This is a genomic window from Streptomyces sp. NBC_01465 (assembly GCF_036227325.1).
Classification (GTDB): domain Bacteria; phylum Actinomycetota; class Actinomycetes; order Streptomycetales; family Streptomycetaceae; genus Streptomyces.
Map to the genome: position 1 here is coordinate 3,969,209 of NZ_CP109467.1, position 18,630 is coordinate 3,987,838.

18 protein-coding genes are annotated in these 18,630 nt (G+C 68.6%); 7 read left to right on the plus strand and 11 right to left on the minus strand.

The annotated features are described in order from the left end of the window. Positions 1 to 31: 31 nt before the first annotated feature. From OG707_RS18705 to OG707_RS18730, 6 genes are all read right to left on the minus strand, one after another. On the minus strand, positions 32 to 1,381 hold the full coding sequence (locus tag OG707_RS18705) for a class II 3-deoxy-7-phosphoheptulonate synthase (RefSeq protein ID WP_329119714.1): 1,350 nt from the start codon (positions 1,379 to 1,381) through the stop codon (positions 32 to 34). A 47-nt stretch (positions 1,382 to 1,428) separates the two neighbouring features. Next, positions 1,429 to 2,634, minus strand: a complete 1,206-nt coding sequence (locus OG707_RS18710) for an MFS transporter (RefSeq protein WP_329119716.1) — start codon at positions 2,632 to 2,634, stop codon at positions 1,429 to 1,431. Between the two features lie 71 nt (positions 2,635 to 2,705). Then, a complete protein-coding gene (locus OG707_RS18715; RefSeq protein WP_329119718.1) occupies positions 2,706 to 3,944 on the minus strand; it encodes an FAD-dependent monooxygenase in 1,239 nt (412 codons plus the stop codon). A gap of 32 nt (positions 3,945 to 3,976) precedes the next feature. Then, a complete protein-coding gene (locus OG707_RS18720; RefSeq protein ID WP_329119720.1) occupies positions 3,977 to 5,005 on the minus strand; it encodes a hypothetical protein in 1,029 nt (342 codons plus the stop codon). Between the two features lie 41 nt (positions 5,006 to 5,046). Continuing rightward, complete coding sequence (locus OG707_RS18725; RefSeq protein WP_329119722.1) at positions 5,047 to 5,544, minus strand: hypothetical protein; 498 nt, start codon at positions 5,542 to 5,544, stop codon at positions 5,047 to 5,049. 19 nt (positions 5,545 to 5,563) lie between these two features. Continuing rightward, entirely contained in the window at positions 5,564 to 6,415 is an 852-nt protein-coding gene (locus OG707_RS18730; RefSeq protein WP_329127869.1) for a sugar phosphate isomerase/epimerase family protein, read from the minus strand. Between the two features lie 287 nt (positions 6,416 to 6,702). Between OG707_RS18730 and OG707_RS18735 the strand changes: the two genes are divergently transcribed. The 5 genes from OG707_RS18735 (at position 6,703) to OG707_RS18755 (ending at position 11,186) form a co-directional block, all read left to right on the plus strand. Then, positions 6,703 to 7,626, plus strand: coding sequence for an NADP-dependent oxidoreductase (locus OG707_RS18735; RefSeq protein ID WP_329119724.1), 924 nt, complete (start codon positions 6,703 to 6,705; stop codon positions 7,624 to 7,626). An 86-nt stretch (positions 7,627 to 7,712) separates the two neighbouring features. Further along, a complete protein-coding gene (locus tag OG707_RS18740) occupies positions 7,713 to 8,171 on the plus strand; it encodes a hypothetical protein (RefSeq protein WP_329119726.1) in 459 nt (152 codons plus the stop codon). A 95-nt stretch (positions 8,172 to 8,266) separates the two neighbouring features. Next, complete coding sequence (locus tag OG707_RS18745; protein WP_329119728.1) at positions 8,267 to 8,647, plus strand: hypothetical protein; 381 nt, start codon at positions 8,267 to 8,269, stop codon at positions 8,645 to 8,647. A gap of 4 nt (positions 8,648 to 8,651) precedes the next feature. Next, complete coding sequence (locus OG707_RS18750; RefSeq protein ID WP_329119730.1) at positions 8,652 to 9,638, plus strand: MAB_1171c family putative transporter; 987 nt, start codon at positions 8,652 to 8,654, stop codon at positions 9,636 to 9,638. A 168-nt stretch (positions 9,639 to 9,806) separates the two neighbouring features. After that, positions 9,807 to 11,186 (plus strand): S53 family peptidase, encoded by a 1,380-nt coding sequence (locus tag OG707_RS18755; protein ID WP_329119733.1) that lies wholly within the window; start codon positions 9,807 to 9,809, stop codon positions 11,184 to 11,186. Between the two features lie 51 nt (positions 11,187 to 11,237). On the opposite strand, the gene OG707_RS18760 is transcribed toward OG707_RS18755, so the two are convergent. From OG707_RS18760 to OG707_RS18775, 4 genes are all read right to left on the minus strand, one after another. Next, on the minus strand, positions 11,238 to 11,891 hold the full coding sequence (locus OG707_RS18760) for a response regulator transcription factor (RefSeq protein WP_329119735.1): 654 nt from the start codon (positions 11,889 to 11,891) through the stop codon (positions 11,238 to 11,240). 1 nt (position 11,892) lies between these two features. Further along, positions 11,893 to 13,083 carry a sensor histidine kinase gene (locus OG707_RS18765; RefSeq protein WP_329119737.1) on the minus strand — a complete coding sequence of 397 codons (1,191 nt, stop codon included), beginning with the start codon at positions 13,081 to 13,083 and terminating at the stop codon, positions 11,893 to 11,895. A 5-nt stretch (positions 13,084 to 13,088) separates the two neighbouring features. Next, positions 13,089 to 15,302, minus strand: coding sequence for an MMPL family transporter (locus OG707_RS18770; RefSeq protein WP_329119739.1), 2,214 nt, complete (start codon positions 15,300 to 15,302; stop codon positions 13,089 to 13,091). Positions 15,303 to 15,396: 94 nt separating this feature from the next. After that, positions 15,397 to 16,386 carry an alpha/beta hydrolase family esterase gene (locus tag OG707_RS18775; RefSeq protein WP_329119741.1) on the minus strand — a complete coding sequence of 330 codons (990 nt, stop codon included), beginning with the start codon at positions 16,384 to 16,386 and terminating at the stop codon, positions 15,397 to 15,399. 337 nt (positions 16,387 to 16,723) lie between these two features. Between OG707_RS18775 and OG707_RS18780 the strand changes: the two genes are divergently transcribed. Beyond that, the gene (locus tag OG707_RS18780; RefSeq protein ID WP_329119743.1) at positions 16,724 to 16,846 is read left to right on the plus strand and encodes a hypothetical protein; all 123 of its coding nucleotides are present in this window, start codon (positions 16,724 to 16,726) and stop codon (positions 16,844 to 16,846) included. Between the two features lie 62 nt (positions 16,847 to 16,908). Continuing rightward, positions 16,909 to 17,265: a hypothetical protein gene (locus OG707_RS18785; protein ID WP_329119746.1), complete on the plus strand. Its 357-nt coding sequence runs from the start codon at positions 16,909 to 16,911 to the stop codon at positions 17,263 to 17,265. Between the two features lie 27 nt (positions 17,266 to 17,292). On the opposite strand, the gene OG707_RS18790 is transcribed toward OG707_RS18785, so the two are convergent. Beyond that, positions 17,293 to 18,567: an Ig-like domain-containing protein gene (locus OG707_RS18790; protein WP_329119748.1), complete on the minus strand. Its 1,275-nt coding sequence runs from the start codon at positions 18,565 to 18,567 to the stop codon at positions 17,293 to 17,295. Positions 18,568 to 18,630 lie beyond the last annotated feature (63 nt).

Below are 18,630 nucleotides of genomic sequence, written 5' to 3' on the forward strand. Positions count from 1 at the left end.
ACCGGGGCCTTGTTTGTTGTCCGGGCCCCGGTCACGTCGGATGCTTCTCCTGCATGATCTCGGCCAGCAGGAACGCCAAGTCCAGGGACTGTCTGCGGTTCAGGCGTGGGTCGCAGGTCGACTCGTAGCGGTTTGCCAGGTCGTCGAAGACGATTTCTGTGCCACCGCCTACGCATTCGGTCACGTCGTCCCCCGTCAACTCCACGTGGATGCCGCCCGGGTGGCTGCCGAGTGCCCGGTGCACCTCGAAGAAGCCCTTGACCTCGTTCAGTACGTCGTCGAAGCGTCGTGTCTTGTGTCCGGACGGGGCCTCGAACGTGTTGCCGTGCATCGGGTCGCACACCCAGGCGACCGTCGTGCCTGAAGCTGTGACCTTCTCCACCAGGGCCGGGAGCACGTCCCTGACCTTTTCCGCGCCCATGCGGACGATGAAGGTGAGGCGGCCGGGCTCGCGGTCGGGGTCGAGTTTGTCGATCAGGGCCAGTGCTGTGTCGGCGGAGGTGGTCGGGCCCAGCTTCACCGCGATCGGGTTGCGGATCTTCGAGAAGTACTCGATGTGCGCGCCGTCGAGGTCCCTGGTGCGCTCACCGATCCACACCAGGTGTCCCGAGGTGTTGTAGGGGGTGCCGGTGCGTGAATCGATGCGGGTCAGCGCGGCCTCGTAGTCGAGGATCAGGCCCTCGTGGGAGGCGAAGAACTCGACCGTGTGGAACTCGTCGGGGTCGACCCCGCAGGCGTTCATGAAGTGCAGCGCGCGGTCGATCTCCCTGGCGAGGATCTCGTAGCGTTCGCCGGCCGGGGAGTCGGCCACGAAGTCCTGGTTCCAGGTGTGCACCTGGCGCAGGTCCGCGTAGCCGCCCGCGGTGAACCCGCGGACCAGGTTGAGGGTCGCCGCCGACGCCTGGTACATCCGCTGCAGTCGTCTGGGGTCCGGTATTCGTGCTTCCGGTGTGAAGTCGAATCCGTTGACCGCATCGCCGCGGTACGCGGGAAGCGTCACCCCCTCGCGGGTCTCGGTGTTGCTCGAACGCGGCTTGGAGTACTGGCCTGCGATGCGGCCGACCTTGACCACCGGCACCGACGCCGCGTAGGTCAGTACGACTGCCATCTGCAGGAGCGTCTCCAGCTTGTTCCGGACCGCTTCGGCCGACGTGGCGGCGAACGTTTCCGCGCAGTCACCGCCCTGCAGCAGGAAGGCCTCGCCACGCGCCACTGCGGCCAGCCGGTCCTTGAGCAGGTCGCACTCGCCCGCGAACACCAGTGGCGGGTATGACGCCAACTCGTCCGTCACCGATCGCAGGGCCGGCGGGTCGGGCCATTGGGGCTGCTGCGCCGCCGGAAGGCCGCGCCATGAATCGAAGGAACTCTCCGAAGAATCCATCGGTGCCACATTGCCTTTCGCATGGGCCGATCGCGGAAGTTGAGGGGCTACGCGGTGTCCGGCGACTGGGCCGGCTTCCGCTCCGTAAGGCTGAAGAGGAAGGCGGCCAGCGGGAATGCCGCGCCGAGTGTCACCACTCCCGGCCAGCCGTAGCGCGCGAAGACGATGCCCGCGCCGGCCGAGCCGATCGCACCTCCGACGAAGAAGGTCGCGATGTAGAGGGTGTTGAGGCGGCTGCGTTCGAGCGGGTTCAGGGCGTAGATGGCCCGCTGTCCGAGCACCAGCGTTGTCTGCACGGCGAGGTCGATGAAGAGCGCACCGAAGACGAGGGCCCACAGCTCCTTCTGCAGCAGGGTCACCGCGAAACTGCCGGCTGCCAGGAGGAACGCCGCGCCCGTCAGCCACCGTTCGTGGCCCTTGTCGCCGAGCCGGCCCGCCAGCGGGGCCATGAAGACCCCGAGTACGCCGGCGATCGCGAACACGCCGAGCTCCGTCGTCGAGAAGTCGAAGGGCGCGCGGGAGAGCAGGAACGTGATCCCCGTCCAGAAGACGCTGAACGTGCCGAACATGGCGGCCTGGTAGAAGGCCCGCCGGCGCAGGACCGGTTCACGGAGGTAGATGCGGCCCAGTGAGGTGATGAGGCTTCGGTAGGTTCCGACGGATTCCGGCTGACGGACGGGAAGCGACCGGCGGAGGATGACGACCATGACGGCGAGCAGTACCGCGGAGAAGATGTAGACCGCGCGCCAGCCCGCGATGCCGGAGATGATTCCGGCCACCACCCGGGCGAGCACGATCCCGGCCAGCAGGCCGCTCATCACTTGCCCGACCACTCGCCCGCGGGACTCCGGCTGAGCGAGATGGGCTGCGAAGGGCACGACGATCTGCGCCGCCACCGCTGTCAGTCCGATCGCGAGCGCTGCGGCGAAGAATCCGGGCAGCGTCGTCATGGAGGCCGCTGCCAGCAGGGCCACGACGGCGACGGACATCACGACGGTGATCAGTCTGCGGTTCTCGATCAGGTCGCCGAGCGGTACGACCAGGACCAGTCCTGCGGCGTATCCGAGCTGTGTGACCGTGACCGCGACGCCCACGGAGGACTGGCCCACATGGAAGGCCGACGCGATCGTGCCGATCAGCGGCTGCGCGTAGTAGAGGTTGGCGACGGACAGTCCGCACGCGGCGGCGAACACGACGATGAGGCTGGTCGAGACGCCGGTCTCTGTCGGCGGGGTTTCGGGCGCGGACTTCACGGCCGGATTCTCTCGCGCGGAAGTTGATGACTCAGACATGCGGTGTTCCGATCCCCTGGGCACGTTGGTGATTAGACATACGGCGACGGCTCGATCTCGGCGTCCTGGTAGTTCGGTACGGCCAGGACTGCCAGCTCCTCGCTCGATATGACGTCGGAGAGACGCTCGAACGGCAGGCCAAGGGTTCTGCGGTCGACCTCGCGGACCATCAGGTCGACCACTCCCCTGCGGTCACCGAGAACGATGCTCGCGGTGTGGGCTCGCCGCTCCTCCTCGTAGCGATCCAGCGCCTGCTCCACCGGTATGTCCTCCGCCAGGTGCGATGCGAGTGACCTGGCGTCGAGCACGGCCTGGCCGCCGCCGTTGGATCCGAGGGGGACCAGGGGGTGCGCGGCGTCGCCCAGGAGCGTGATCCGGCCGCTGCTCCACCGGTCGAGCGGATCGCGGTCCATCATCGGAACCTCCAGCACCGGCCCCACGGACCTGCTCAACAGGTCCGGGATGTCGAGCCAGTCGAAATGCCAACGCGCGAACCGGTCCGCGAAATCCTCTGTCCTGCCGAGAGCGGTGACACCCGTCGGGTCGGACAGAGGTGTGTCGATCTCAACCACCCAGTTGACCAGGTTGTTGCCGCGCCCGTCGATGTCGCGCCGGATCGGATAGACGACGATCTTGCCCTCGGCGGGCAGTCCGGCCCGCACCATGCTCGCTCCCGAGAGGAAGTCGGGAAAGACGCTGGTCCCGCGCCACATGTTCGTACCGGAGTAGCGCAGCGCCGGACCGTAGGGGAACAGTTCCCGGTAGACGACCGAGTGGATTCCGTCGCACCCGACCACGGCCGCGCCCTCGACGGTGGAGACCTCCGTCCCGTGGGCGAACGTGGCCCAGGCGCGGTCGTCGAACTGCCCGGTGCCGACGCACCGCCATCCGGTGGAGACGCGGTCGGAACCGATCCTGCTGCGTACGGCGTCGAGGAGCACCGCGTGCAGATCCCCACGGTGGATGGAGAGTTGGGGGAAGACGTGACCAGCCGCCCGGCCGGCCGGCGAACGGTATATCTCCTGGCCGTGCTGGTTGCAGAAGAGGAACTCCCCGGTCACCACCGCGTGCGACTCGAGCGCTTCGAGCAGTCCGAGGCCGTCCAGCACCTCGGTGGCGTACGGCTGGATGTTGATTCCCATGCCCAGCGGTTTGATCTCCGGCGCGGCTTCGAACACCCGGCACGGCACGCCGTGGGCGTGCAGTTCCAGGGCCAGGACCAGGCCGCCGATCCCGGCACCGACGATGATCACGTCTTCGTTGGTCAGCACTTCCGTCCCCGTTTCATTTCCGTGGTACGACGTCAGAACTCGACGGGATGGGGCGGGAGTTGGCCCTCCGCGTAGAGCTCCGGCAGGCCGGGGGTCATGTTCTCGATCACCAGCAACATGGCCCGCTTGGGGGCGTATCCCTTGTGGCGGATGTCGGCCGGCATGGCCGCGACGTCGCCCGGCCGCATCACCACGCGGCCGCAGGGGGCTCCGCCCTCCTTGTCCGCTATGTCCCAGTGGATCTCGTCGGTGAGCTGAATGAACCACTCGGGGCGGTCGTTGCCGTGGGTGATCCGGAGGCGGTCCTCCTCGCTGGACATGCACGTGATGCTGTCCTTGGTGACCGAGACGACCGACGGGATCCAGCTGACGTCCGAGCGCGCGATGTGGTCGAACGCGTTGATGGCGTGCAGGCGGCCCTCGAAGCCGGGTTCGGGGAGAACGTCCGGCACATCGAGGTCGAGGTCGGCGAAGGCGCGGTTGATGTGCTGGCCCGCGGCCTCGCTGCGGACCGGGACGTCCCCTTCGAGGCCCAGCATCCGCTGGGGGATAGGGGTGAATCCGCGGTCGAGGTCGGCGGTCGAGGGTGCGCCCTTCGGGCCGAAGGGCGAGCCGGCCTCGCCCGGTTCGGCCATCGGGTCGTAGCCCTCGCTGACCCAGTCCGTGGCGATGGCCAGGAAGAGTGCGTGCGCCTCCGTGGAGCCGACGAGCTCGGAGTGTGCCGCCCCGGCGTCGCGGTGGGCCGGGCTGTACGTACCGGCGAACAGCTCGATCTTTCCGTAGTGGTTGAGGGTGCCGAAGACCTCGTCGAAGAAGACCCAGCCGAAGAAGAAGTCCTGGCCCATGGTGCGGACCAGTACGTGCAGGAACTGGCCTATTTCCATGAGATGGCTGCCGGTCGGCCAGGTGATGCGGACGAAGTACTCGTCCCGGCTGAAGCGGAACTCGCCGAGCTCGAAGGTGCGGTAGCCGAATTCGGCGGGTTCGCCGACGACCAGGGCCGCTGCCGCGTCGGGTGCGGGGTCGAGTGCGGGGTCGGTCGGCAACAGGGTTTCAGTCATGGATCGAACTCCCTCGTGTGGGTGGGGCGGATGCGGGGGACTCAGACGGCCTGGCAGATCTCGGCCCAGCGTTCCTGGGTGAGTTCGCCGGCGATGGTCTGCAGGATGACGAGAGCCGCCGGGTCCGCCGAGAACCGGTAGGCGGCGCCTGCCGGCAGCAGCACCAGGTGCCCGTGGCGGGCGCGGACGGTACCCATCCGCGGGCCCACCGGGTCGGCATCGAGGCGTATCGCGCCGAGGTGGCCTGCGGGCGGTATCGCGTCGGCCGCCGCCTCGACGAAGACGATCTCGACCTCGCCGTCCATGACGAGCGCGAACTCGTCGTGTGCGGCGGCGAACCACGGGCCGGTCCGCTCCACCTTCATCACTTCGGTGACGTACTCCATGCTCTTGGTCACGGCGATGCGCTCGAAGGCCCCGAACCGGTTTCCGACGTCGTACACATTGCTGAACGCATAGCGCTTCGGGTCATCGCCGAAAAGCTCTGCCGAGCCTTTCTGGTAGTCCTTCAGAGAGGCCGTACGGGTGCGGTAGGTCATGGCATTCCCATCTTCTGCGCTAGGAGGCGAGGCGTTCTGGAGTGGTCGTGGCAGCCAGGGTCCGGCGAGTGGAGTATTCGAGTGCGCAGAGCGACCGGAATCCGCGCGCGGCCACTGCCGCCGGATTCTCGGTATTGGCCTGGTCGCTGAAGACTTCGAGCGACAGCAGGCCCCGATAGCCGTTTCTCATCGGCCTGCGGAGAAAGCCCTCGAGGTCGAACGAGCCCTCGCCCGGAAGGCATCGGTGGTGCCGGCTCCATTGGATGATGTCGCACGACATGAACGGTGCGTCCGCGACCTGTATGAGGGCTATGCGGTCCGCCGGAATGCTGTCCAGGAGCGACAGTTCGTCGTCGAGCGCCAGCGAATGGAACGTGTCCAGTACGAGCCCGAAGTTGGGTCGGTCCACCTGGTCGACGATGCGCCAGGCGTGCCGGTACAAGTGGGCGAACTTCCCCCACGACAGCGCCTCGTAGCCGATCTTGATCCCGGCTTCGGCGGCCACGTCGGCCAGGATGCGGAGGTCCGCTACCCGGACGTCCTCGTCGCCCACCGCGTCGCCGGCCACGGTGCTGCACACCAGCAGCAACTCGGCGCCGAGTGCACGGGCCGTCCGCAACATCTCCTGCGCTCTTTCGAGGTGATGCCCGAATTCGCCGCGGGGCCGTCCTTCGAAATCACGGAACGGTTGATAGACGCTGATGCGGATCCCGTACGTGTCCGCCAGTTTCCTGATGTCCTCGGGCGGGCCGTCGAAGCTCTCGAGATCGCTCTGGGCCAGCTCGATGGTCTGGAATCCGGCGGCCGCGATGGCATCGAACTTCTCCGGCAGCGTGCCACCCAACGTCATGGTGGCGATCGATCGGATCATCACGCTCTTCCCCTCGTTCGTGGTGGTCTTTGCGAGGCCGGAGGACTGTGAGATGTCAACTACCGGAAACGGTGATGCTTTTGGACGCCGAGTGCGGTCGGCTGCGCCGTCCCCCATACCCCCCAAGGCTGCAGCGTTTACTGGCCTCGGCGACAAGTATGCTGGCACCCCATTGTGCCGCAAGCGCTTTGTGATGCACGCCACTCGGGGCCACCGATGTGTTCACGTACCCGTAACAGCGGGTTCCCCGGCGGGAGTTGGCGCTCGCGGCGGACGAGAGGACCACGTTGAGCACCTCCGTACTCTTCGACCACTACGGCGAACCCGGCACGCTGTACGTGAAGGACGAACCCGTGCCCCGGCCGGGATCCGGCGAAGTCGTCGTCCGTTACCGGGCGATCGGGATCAATCCCATCGACTGGAAGATCCTCCGCGGCGACCTGCGCGCCCGTGTTCCGATGAACCTGCCCGGCGCCTGCCTGGGCGTCGAGGCTGCCGGGGTCGTGGTCGCCGTCGGCCCGGGGGTGCGTCGGTTCACGGTCGGCGACCCCGTCATCCGGCACGGGCGCCCCGGGACCTTCCGTACCCACGAAGCCGTTCCCGCGGCGCAGGAGGCCGACCAACTCACGCCTCAGCCGGGCCGGTTCTCCGCCGAGCAGGCCGCCGTACTTCCCGTAGCCGCAGGTACCGCGTACTCCGCGCTGCGCCAAGTCGGCCTGCGCGCGGGCGAGCGGCTGCTCGTGCACGGAGCGTCCGGCGGTACGGGTCTGGCCACGGTCCAACTCGCCCTGCTCATGGGCGCATCCGAAGTCGTCGGCACAGGATCGGCCCGCCACCACGCCCTTCTCCGCGGTCTGGGCGCGACACCGGTGGAGTACGGCGAAGGGCTGCGCGACCGGCTCGACAGGCTCGGTCCCTTCCATGCCAGCGTCGACTGCGCGGGCGGCCAACAGCCCACCGACATGGCCGTACACGCGGTGAAGGACCCGGCCCGCCGGGTGACCATCGCCGATCGACGGGCCCACGAACGCGGCGTGCCCCACCTCGATCACGTTCCGCTGGAGTTGGCGTCCACGCTCGACCTGATCGGACACAGCCCCTTCGCACTGCCCGTGGCCGCCCGCTTCCCCCTGTCACAAGCGGCGGCAGCACTCGCACTCGGGCTCGAAGGAGGCGTCGGCGGAAAGATTGTGCTTCTTCCCGGGGAGTGAACGCGCCAGTATCCTGGCACGCAGCTGCGGCCCCGCTCGGAGGGCCACGTCCGAACTGCGGTACTTCTCGGTAAATGGAGAGCGGGATGGAACACCAGGATGGCCAGGAGACCTTCGCAGGCCGGCTCAACCACCTCTTCTCCATAGCGGGGACCCGCGACGGCGACCGGGGCACCTGGCGCACCTTCAGCACCGGCGAGGTCGCGGACCTCATCACCCGCTCCACCGACACGTACCAGGTCAAGCTCTCCCGCAGCTACCTCGGAATGCTCCGGTCCGGCCGCTACACCAACCCCTCCATCGCCGTCGTCCTCGCACTCGTCCACTTCTTCGGCGAGCATCTCCCCGAGGACCACCCGGAGATCAGCGTCGACTGGCTCGCCTCCGGCAGATCGCAGCCGACGCACGCACCGGCCGGCGAGGAACAGCTCTCACCACTCAATGACCAGCAGGTCCGGCACATCGCCATGCGCGCCGGAAAGATGACTCCGGAACTGCGGAACCACCTGATCGCGATCCTCGACATGATGGATGGAAAGACGTGACGCCTTCAGCCTTCACGAACATTCATTCATGCCGGAAGCACGTCCGAGCGCTGCGCCTCGACCCGTTCGCGACGGCCTATGAACTGTGCGACCAGATGAGCTCGTTGCGCGGCAGGGCCATCCGCGTGGTCGAGGCGCGCCTCCCGATGCCCGGCCCTCTGGGCGTCTGGATCTCACGGGCCCATGACGATGTGGTGGTCGTCCAGGAACTGGCCACCGGAAGCCATCGCGACCACATCGTGCTGCACGAACTCGCGCACATCCTGTGCGACCACGAGGGCGAGGAGCTGCCGGACTACGAACCGACGCTCCCTGCCCTCGACACCCTGGCTCCGGGCGATGTCGTACGCATGAGATCCGCGTACGACTCGGCCTCGGAGCGGGAGGCCGAACTGCTCGCAACGGCCCTTGCCGAGCTGCTGCTCGACGACAACGGTGACCCGTCGGACATCCACAGCTACTTCGCAGGGAACTGAGCGCGTGGCCATCCGGCTCCAGTGCGTCCTGTCCGGATTCCTCTGCGTGGCCCTGCTGCTGAAGACCGTCCGGTTGAGACACAGACCGTCGCGCAGCCAGCCCACGACGATGCTGATGGTGGCCCTGGTCTGCTTCACCTGCGCCGCCCTGGCGGGTCTGCCCGCCGTACGGCACGACGTGCCCTTCGAGGACCGCCCCGGAGTCGCGTCGATCACCATGGACACCGGCGTGTCCATCAGCCTGGCCCTCCTCGCCACCTACCTGTGGCGCCCCCTGTCCGGCGGGGACGACCGACCCTGGTGGCGGGGGAGACTCTTTCTCGCGGCGTGCACGGTCAGCGCCTTCCTCGCCCTCCTCATGGCCACGACACCCTCGGACCGGCGTACCACTCCCCTGCATGACAAGTACGCCGACGACTGGCGGATCGTCGGGATCTACGTCGTCGGCAATCTCTTCTTCCTCTACTGCTCGGGCACGTCCGCCGTCGCCTGCGTACGCATCACGCGCGTCGTGCACGGGCACGTCGCCGTCGCCGTCGGGGTGGGCGCTGTCGGAATGACCGCGTACGCCATCACCTGTGTCAACCGCCTCGGCCTGGTGGTCGCCCAACTCGTCTCCGACAGCTCGTTCGCCTCCTACAGCGCCGCCAACTTCGTCCTGACCGGAGCGGCGATCCTCGCCTGCGTCCTGGGCCTGTACTTCGTCTTCCTGTGGCGTGCGGCGGCGGCGTTGCGCCACCTCTGCGCCGACCTGCGCGTCCTGCGCCGACTCAAGCCGCTCTGGAGACGCCTCACCACGCTGTATCCGCATGTGGTTCTGCCGCCTGAGAGCGGAGTGCGCGGTCTCCGGGATCGCGTCGACATCTCCTACCTGAGGTATCGCTGCGAGATCGAATGCCAGGACGCCCTGCTCCTGCTGTCGGGCGAGGACGATCCCGGGGAGAAGGCGCTGCTGCACTCGCTGGAGTCCGAGTTCCGCACCTTGGTGTGAACGGACGGGCCGGGCTTTGGCCATGAAAGAGCCATGGGCTCCCCACAGGAATGACTGCTCAGGCAAAGCGTTCGAAATCAATGAACCAACGCTCTTGTCCTGCTCATGCTCCCCGGATGGGATCACGGCAGCCGCTTCGTGCGGCTCCGCTCCATACAAGGAGAAGTCATGCGCATAGCCCGTCCCCGGTCCCGTGCCGGAGCCACAACGGCCGGGGCCACCGCCCTTGTTGCCGCTGCGTTGATAGCCACCCCGCTGGGGAGCACCGCCAACGCGGCGGATGCCCATGCCGTGCCGCCCACCAAGGCGGTTCCGGCTGTCGCGGGGCAGCGGCTCGTCAGCGGGGTGAGCAGCCCTCTGCCCATCGAGCAGTGCCAGGCCCAGTGGAAGATCGCCTGCTACAGCCCGATCCAGTACCGGCAGGCGTACAACCTCAATCCGCTGTACAAGTCCGGGATCACCGGCAAGGGCCGCACGATCGTCATCGTCGACTCGTTCGGCTCTCCGACCATCCAGCACGATCTGGACGTCTACAGCAAGCAGTTCGGGATGAAGAGCACCACGGTGCAGGTCAAGAAGTGGGGTCATGTCCCCGCGTTCGACCCGAAGAACGCCGACATGACCGGCTGGGCCGGTGAGACCACGCTCGATGTGGAGATGGCTCACGCCGTCGCGCCGGACGCGAAGATCGTGCTCGTCGAGACCGCGGTCGCCGAGACCGAGGGCGTCACCGGGCTGCCGGAGATGATGTCCGCGGAGAAGTCCCTCGTCGACCACGGCGTCGGTGATGTGATCACGCAGAGCTTCGGGGCGACGGAGAACACGTTCCCCGGCTTCGACCAGGGGAACTTCTCCAGCATCGGCAAGCTGCGCTACGCCTTCAAGGACGCCGCCGCTCATGGCGTGACCGTCCTCGCCTCCTCCGGTGACGGCGGTGCGACCGACAGCACCGCGGACGGGCAGGGGTACTACAAGGAGCGCGTCAACTCCTGGCCGTCCTCGGACCCGTTGGTGACGTCCATCGGCGGCACGCAGCTGCATCTGAACGACAAGGGAGACCGCATCTCGCCGGACAGCGTGTACAACGACTACGGCGCCGGTGGCGGCGGGCAGTCGCATGTGTTCTCCCGGCCCTCGTTCCAGAACGGGGTGAAGAACGTCGTCGGCGCGCGTCGTGGCACCCCTGACATCTCGATGGCCGCCGCGGTCAACGGCGGTGCCTGGACCTACTCCAGCTTCGACCCCACCGCGGTCGGCTGGGACGTCTACGGGGGCACGAGCGAGGCCAGCCCGCTGTTCTCCGGGATCGTCGCCCTCGCCGACCAGGCCGCCGGCCACCGGGTCGGGGACATCAACAGCGCGCTGTACTCCCTGGCGAGGAGCAAGTCGTCCGGCATCGTTGATGTCAACGACGGTACGAACAACACCTATGAGGGTGTGACCGGCTACACCGCGGTCAACGGCTACGACATGGCCACCGGCGTCGGCACCGTCGACGCGGCCCGGTTCGTGACGGCTCTCGCCCGGGCGGGCGGCCGGCACCACTGAGGGGTGCCGGGGGTCTCCGGATGTGCGTCCGGGGCCCCTGGCTGCTTCTCCTCAACTCCTCTCCAGCAGGCCCGAGTTCATCGCCACCACCACCGCGCGCGTACGGTCGCTGACGTCGAGCTTCGCGAAGATCCGCAGGAGGTGGGTCTTCACCGTGGCCTCGCCGATGAACAGACGCCGGCCGATCTCCGCGTTGGACAGGCCCTCTGCCACCGCGTTGAGGACGTCCGCCTCGCGTGGGGTGAGGGCGACGGGCGCGGGTTGTCGCATCTTCGCCACCAGGCGTTGTGCCACCCGCGGGGCCAGGACCGTCTCCCCGCGCGAGGCGGAGTGGATCGCCTCGACCAACTGGTCACGGGTGGCGTCCTTGAGGAGGTAGCCCGTCGCACCCGCTTCCACACCGCGTTCGATGTCCGCGTCCGTGTCGTACGTGGTGAGGATCAGCACCCGGGTCGCCGTCGGGCCCGCGAGTATCTCCGTGGTGGCGCCCACCCCGTCGAGGACGGGCATCCGCAGGTCGAGCAGGACCACGTCGGGCTTGAGCTGCTCGACGAGCTGGACCGCTTCGCGGCCGTCGCCGGCCTCGCCGACGATGTCGATGGTGGGTTCGGAGGCCAGCAGGGCGACCAGTCCGGCGCGCATGACCGTGTGGTCGTCGGCCAGGAGCACGCGCAGGGGCGATGGGGGGTGCGGAGCAACTGTCATGTCAGGACCGGCCGTTCAGAGGGAGGGTGGCGAGCATCCGGGTGCCGTCGCCGAGCGAACTGGTGATGGCGAGTGATCCGCCGAACTCGGCAAGGCGTCTGCGCATGCCGTTCAGGCCGAAGCCGGGTGACTCCCCGACGACGAACCCGCGCCCGTCGTCGGTGATTTCGAGCTCGATGCCGTGGGGGTGGAGCGCCAGGACGACGCCGACCGTGGAGGCCTCCGCGTGTTTGCGCACATTGGCCAGGGACTCCTGGGTGCAGCGCAGGAGGGCCACCCGAACCGGCCGGTCGCAGTCGGCGTCCGTCAGCTCCGCAAGCTCCGCGGTGACCGTGAGGCCGGTGTCCTCGGTGAAGCGGTCCAGCGTACGGCGGAGGGTCGTGGCGATCGAACCGTCGGCCACCGTGCTGTGCGGGGCGGCACCGACCAGGATCCGGGCCTCCGCCAGATTCTCGCGGGCGGTCTGCTCGATGGAGTGGAGTTGCTGGGCGCTGCGGTCGGGGGTGGCGGAGAGACCCGCGCGGGCCGCCTCGGCGAGCACGATGATGGAGGCGAAGCCCTGGGCGAGGGTGTCGTGGATTTCCCTGGCGAGGCGTTCACGCTCCTCCGCCGCACCCTGCCGCTGGTACACCTGGGTCAGCTCCCACTGCGCCGTCTTCAAGTCGGCTCGCAGCTGGGCCCGTTCGTCACGCATGGCCAGCGCCTTGGGTGTCAGTATCGCTATCACCGCACCCACCGCGTACACACCGAGCGAGGAGACGGTGTTGGAGGCCAGGAGGTCGGCCGACCAGCCGTCCCGTACCGTCGCGCCGAGGGTGATGGCCGTGGCGCCGAGCGCGGAGTAGACGAGTGCGGACCTGAGGCTGTCCACGAAGACGACGAACTGCACGAGCGTCACCGTGTACAGCACTCCGAACCCGGACTCCAGGAATGAGACTCCGCCCAGTACGAGGACGAGGACGCAGAGATAGCCGTACGGGCGGACCAGCCAGTTGCGGGGGAAGCCGCGTACGAGCGTGTAGCAGAGCGCGAGCACGGCGAGCAGCGCCAGCAACCCGTACTTCCTCGGTGCGGGGGTGCCCCCGACCAGTGTGCCCAGGGCGATCAGGACGATGAGCGCCCAGGAGAAGCCCTCCCACCAGAGGAGCGCCCTCAGCCAGAACGGGTCGCCGCGCTGCGGTCGTTGAAGCATGGCCGTCAGATTACGTTCTCGAGGGTGCGGCCGACGGTGGGCGTGGGCTCCTTGCGCCGCGAGGGGCGCAGGGGCCACCAGGCCCGGTCGCCGAGCAGCAGCAGGATCGACGGCAGGATCACCATCCGGATGACCACGGCGTCCAGCAGCACGGCCACCGCCAGGCAGAAGCCCATCTGCTTCATCTCGGTGAGATGGAGGAAGACGAAGGCGGCGAACACCGTGACCATGACCATCGCGGCGCTGGTGACCACCTTGGCCGACCGGCCTATGCCGTCCAGTACCGCTGCGCGGGCCGTCATTCCGTTGTCCATGGCCTCCTTGATGCGGCTGACCACGAACACCTGGTAGTCCATCGACAGGCCGAAGAGGATGACGAAGAGGAAGAGCGGCACGCGGGAGGCGATCGCACCGAGGGAGTCGAATCCCAACAGGCCCTCCGCCCAGCTCCCTTGGAAGACCAGGACCAGGGCGCCGAGCGCGGCGCCCGCGGAGAGGAGGTTGAGGACAACTCCGATGAGGGCGATCATCACCGAGCGGAAGGCGACCGCCGTCATCACGAAGGTCAGCAGGAGCAGGGCGCCCAGGACGAGCGGAAGCTTGCCCTTCTCGTCGTGGACATAGTCCTGGCCGCGGGCGACGTCACCGCTCACGGCCGTCTCCACACCGGGCAGCCTGCCTGCGGTGGCGGGCAGATAGTCCGTGCGGACGTGGTCCAGTGAATCGATCGCCTGCCGGGAGGGGGCGGGGTGCGGAACGGCCAGTTCCAGCACGCTGATGCGGCCGTCGGACGACGTACGCACCGTCGGTGCGGTGTGCTTGGCGAACAGCGGGTCCGCCTGGGCGCGACGTCCCAGGTCCAGCAGGGCCTGCTTCACCTCGGCGGCCCGGTCGGGCGTCGACCGGGCGACGACCTCGTGCTTGACCAGGAGGTCGGGGAACTTCGCGGTGAGCCGGTCGTACACCTGCATGGCAGGGATCGAGCGCGAGAAGGTGTCCTTGCCGGGGTCGATGAGCTTCATGCCGAGCGCCGGTGCAGCCACACCGAGCATGATCAGCACGGAGACGCACAGGGCGATCGCCGGGTGGCGCTGTGCGGGCCGCAACAGGGCGGTGAACACCCGTCCGTTCTCGGGCTTCACGGGCTTGGTGGTGACGGGCTTGCCCGTGCGGGCCCGGCGGGCGGCCTTCTTGGCCTCGCGGCGGTCCGCCCGGTGGCCGAACTTCACCAGCAGGGCGGGGAGCACGGTGAGGGAGCTGACCACGGCGACCGCCACCACCAGGATCGTGCCCGTGGCGAGCGAGGAGAAGATGACGTCCGTCGCCAGGTAGAGGGTGGCGGTCGAGACGATCACCGCGAGGCCCGATACGACGATGGCCCGGCCCGCCGTGGCCGCTGCGAGCTCGACCAGTGCCTCGGGGCTGAGGCGGCCGCCCGCACGGGCCCGCTCCTCGCGCTCGCGCTTGAGGTAGAAGAGCGTGTAGTCGACGCCGACGGCCAGACCGATGAGCAGGATCATGTTGGTCCCGACCCCAGGGTCGGGGAGCAGGTGGGACGCCAGCATCGACAGGCCCAGGGTGGCGGCGATCGAGGAGAGCGCCAGGAGCAGGGGCAGGCCGGCCATGACGACGGAGCCGAAGACGAGCAGCAGGATCACGAGCGTGACCGGCAGGGTGATGCGCTCGGAGAGGGCGAGGTCGTCGCCGCGCTGATCGTTGACTCCCTTGCTGATGGCGGGTGATCCGCTCTCCTCGACGACGAGGCCGGGGTGGCTCGCTGCCACCTTCTCGGTCTCGGCGAGGAGCGGGACGACGTTCTTCTTGGCGTCCAGCTCGGGTCCCTTCAGGGTCACCGTGACGCGCACCGCCGCCCCGTCCGCGGAACGCACCGGGGCTGCCACGCCGGCCACTTCGGGAAGCCGGCCCATCCGTTCAGTGATGTCACGAACCGCCGAGGCGGACGCCGTCGCGTCGAGCCGACCGCCCGATGCTGCGCTGATCATGACGTGTTCGAGGGGCCGGCGCTGCAGGCCTCCCTGGGTCGCCATGGACTCGGCGTGCCCTGCCTCTCCGACCCAGAAGTCCTCTGTCTGGGCCGCGTTGCTGCCCGCGGCGATGCCTGCGCCGAGGCAGAGGGCGACGAACACGAACCAGCCGATGAGGGCGCGCCACGGGTGCCGGGCGCTCCAACGTGCCATGCGAATGGGGTGAGTTCTCATGCGATCAATGCTCGTCGCGAGGCCCCGTCCGCCGACAGCCTCGACCGGTGTACCCGGGGGTCCACCGGTCGGTGGACCCGCGAGGGCCCTTCGATCAGGACAATGGAGATGTCCCCGCGAAAAAGGCGAGGATCGTGGCGGTCGCATCCAGCGCCGTGCTCACCTTGCCGAATCCCGCCGGCGGGGTGGCCGACGTCCCCGGCCAGGTGTGGCCCGCCCCGTGCATGACCAGGAGTTCGACCCCGGCGCCGGACGGGCCCGGACTCCACACGGTGCGGTCGTAGCCCGTCCTGGACTGCTTCACCGCCGCCCCCGCTCCGTCCACGGCGGCGAACGCCTCGGCGCTGGCCAGGGACGACATGGTCGGCGTGATCGGAGCCGCGCCCGGGCGGGCAGGGCCCGGGTGGGGCAGGCCGCCGACAGGGCGGACCGGGTCGTCGGCGCCGTGGACGAGCAGGACGGGGACGGCTCCGGTGGGCCTGACCCGTGCGGCTCCGGTGGGGAGTTGGCCCGCCACCGAGGCGGCTCCGGCCACAAGTCCTGGGCGCTGGGCGGCCACGCGCAGGGCCATGGAGCCTCCGTTGGAGAAGCCGACGGCGTAGACGCGCTTCGGGTCGGCCTTTCCCGTACGGACCAACTCCCGCACCAGCGCCTCGGTGAACCGCACGTCCGCGTCGGGGTCCGGCCGCTCCTTGGTGGCGGCGGCGCCCGCACCCCAGGCGTGCTGCAGGCCCTCGGGGTAGGCGATCAACATGTTGCGGGCGCCGGCGGCGCTGTCCAGGCCGGTCCTCTCGCGCATGCCGGTCGCGCTTTCGCCGCTGCCGTGGAAGGCGATGACCAGCGGTTGGGGTGCGCCTGTGCGGGCGGTGGGGCGGTGCAGGAGGTAGGTACGGGTGGTGCCGTCCACGCTGAGCTGTTCCCGGGTGTCCGAGGCGGGGTGACCGGAAGCGGAGGGGGAGGCCGAAGGAGGCGAGGGCGGGGACGGTTCGTCAGAACCGCCGCAGCCTGCGGTGAAGGCGAGGGCGAGGGCGAGCAGCAGTGCGCCGTACCAAGGACGTGACGTGCGAGGCAGAAGCAGAGGCATGGGACGAGGAGATCAGGCCCGGCCGCCGTATGTCCAAAAGGGACTTTGGTCCCGGGCGGCGGGGACCTTCGCCCCGCAATGTCCCGTAGGCGCGCTGTTAGCGTGGGGGTGTCGCGTGGTCGGACCGTAGGGTCCGGGCCCCAAATATTTCCGCGACCCGTATGTATGCCGTACGCCCGGCCGAGAGGAGGCGATTTCACCATGGACCAGAGTCCGAGTTGCTCGTACGACCTCCAGCACATCGCCTCGACTCCCGGCGCGCTCTGAGCACTTTCGTTCGCTGAACCTGCGCGCCGCCAAGGCGAGTTGAGGCCTGACCTCCATCGGGAGGCACGCCATGAACCTCATCACCGCGCTTCGCCTGTCCGCCGTCTGGCGCAGGCTCGTCGACGCACCCCTCGACAGCTCCGTCTGCCGCGCCCTGAGCGACGGCGCCGGGCGCCGTCGCCGCACGTCCTGACACATGACGTGACGCATCCTCATCGTCCTTCCCCTGAGGGGAAGTTGAAGGAGTACCTCATCATGACCATCAACACCGACAACCTGAACCAGGCCATGGACACCCACGCCGACAACACCGAGATGATCACCGTCCTGCACGAGATCCGCGACGAACTGCGCGACTTCAACAAGGACATGGACCGCCTCAACCACCTCACCGAGGGCCAGCTGAAGTCCACCGTCGAGAACCGCAAACTGGCCGCGCTGACGCTGATGTTCGTCATCCCGTCGACGTTCGCGGCCATTCCCGGGGCCAACTTCGAGCACCTCAACGAGTACGGCTTCGACAATTTCTACGCCCTGCCGATCCTGGTCGGCGCGGTCGTGGTCTCTGCCCTCGGCACGTTTGCCTTCATCAAGAAGAAGCGCTGGATCTGACCTCGAGGGCAAGGACAGGCGCTGGGATCAGCCATGGTTGCGGCGGCGGCGCAGGGCGATCACCGTGCAACCGCCCGCGGCGAGAAGGGCGGCGGCGCTGATGCCGACGAGCTCCACGGGGAAGTCGGATCCGGTACGGGCCAGGGCGCCGTCGCGGGCCGGGGACTCCGCGGGCTTTGAGGCTTCGGCCGCCTTGGAGGGCTTGGAGGCCTCGGCGGGCTTGGACGCCTTGGCCGGCTGCGACGGTTTGGCCGGCTCGGCGGCCTGGGAGGGCTTCGCCGGCTTGGCAGGCTTCGCGGGCTTGGCTGCTTCCGTCTTGGTGTCGGCCGGGGTTTCACCGCCCGGCCCAGGACCGGTCGCCGCCGCCTTCACCGTGACCGTGATGCTCGACGCGCGGCCCGCGTCGTCCGTAGCCGTCACGATGTGGCCGCCCTCGCGCAGGTCGTCGACCGTGACGGTCCAGCTGCCGTCCTCCCGTACGGTCGCACTGCCGAGGACAGTCCCCGCCGCGTCCGTCAGCGTGATGGTCTCGCCGGGCTGACCCGTGCCCGTGAACTCCGCCTTGCCCGGGGCTATTTCGGCCCCGTCCGCCGGTCCGGTGATGACGGGAGCAGCCGCTTCGAGGGTCAGCTCGACCGGGGTGCTCGCGTCCAGGAAGACCAGGGAACCCCCGTCGCTCTGCACAACGTTGACTGTCTGCGTGCCGTAGTCGAGGTCCCTGACCGGGGTCACCGACCACTGCCGGTCGCCGCCCACCGTGGTGGTCCCGATCACCGTGCCGTCGACGACCAGACGGATCTGGGCGCCGGGCACCCCGGTCCCGCGGAACTCGGGGCGCGGCGAGGAGAGGCCGGAGCCGTCGGCCGGGGCGTTGACCACGGGCGCCACCTGCACGAAGTAGTTGCGGCTGGCCCAGCCGACCTCCGCGCCGTCCAGCAGTTGCGTGGCCTTGAGGTTCGCGACGGCGTACGGGGTGTCGACGCCGAGCGTCACCGACCAGGTGTTGTCCGCGCCGACCGTCGTCGTGCCCAGGATCCGCCCCGTGTCGCCCACCGTCGTCACCTGGATCGTGGCGCCGGCGATGCCCGTACCGGTGAGGGTCGGCAGCGACGTGGAGAGGATGGAGCCGATCGCGGGCGAGGTGATCAGCGGGTTGCCGCGGACCTGGGCGTCGGCCGTCCGCACCTCACGCGTCCCCTGCGTCCCGTGCGTCTCCTCGGCGAACGCCGTTCCCGCGACCGCCACCGGCCCCACACCGACCGCACCGGCCATCACGGCGATCCTGAGCTTCCCGTAGGTCATGTTCCGTCCCAACGTCGTCCTGGTCTGTCCCTGTCTGTCCCTTCACAGTGGGCGAGCAGGAGG